The organism is Pseudomonas sp. 05N434, from assembly GCF_056396965.1.
In genome coordinates, this window is the sequence record NZ_JBFTMK010000985.1 from 1 (window position 1) to 788 (window position 788).

Below are 788 nucleotides of genomic sequence, written 5' to 3' on the forward strand. Positions count from 1 at the left end.
GCCCACCACCTGCACGCTGAAGCGAGCACCGATGAAGAGTTTAGACATATTGTCCTCCAAGCGGTCAGCAATATGTCGATTGCTGACCTTCGCGATTTGAAGCTACCGGCTGGGACATTGCTGGACGCGTTTTTTTCTAAATCGAAGAAGTGATGGAGGAGGTGTGTACGGATATTTGCCAGCCTTCTCTCTTCCAAGACTGATCGTAGTGATTTATGCGCGTGACGCGGCTAGTCTCATTTCAAAACTTGCGGACGCCTGCTGCGCTGGCTGGGAACGCCATGTAAGCGTACGCGTGTTGAACGCCCCAAAGGTCAATGTGGAAGAGTATACTGATGAAATCATTGATGAGTTTTTCAATGCTTCGTCTAGTATGATTTTTTTTCAGCCTGGGTTGCTTGATAAGGACCTGCTCGATAGCGAGGAGGTACGTTTTCGGCCCTGTGCGACCACAAAAACTATGTTCCAGGCGATGACACCGGAACTTATGTCTTTAAAAATCCATTGGAAGTCATATGCGGAAAGCCAATGGGAAAAGTCTACGCTTAAATCTGCCAGCCCTGAACAGTGGGTGCAACAATTCGCCGAGCTTGGACATCGCGACATCGGACGGCATTTGCTTAAGTCACTGCGAGTTGTTACCGATGCTGAGATAAGGGAAGCGTTCAAACCGGCACCCTATGACGATATCGGAGTTCGTATCGCCCATGGTTACATCCATGAGGATGAGCCGGGCAGTAGCTCGATTGCGATCAAGTCTATTCTCGAGCATATGCATCCTCAAGGTG

General features: G+C 49.4%; 1 protein-coding gene. It reads left to right on the plus strand.

Annotated elements, in window-relative coordinates; translation table 11 throughout:
• Positions 1-163: 163 nt before the first annotated feature.
• The coding region (locus AC1DLB_RS31230; RefSeq protein ID WP_477786433.1) for a hypothetical protein at positions 164-788 on the plus strand (625 nt) is incomplete at its 3' end.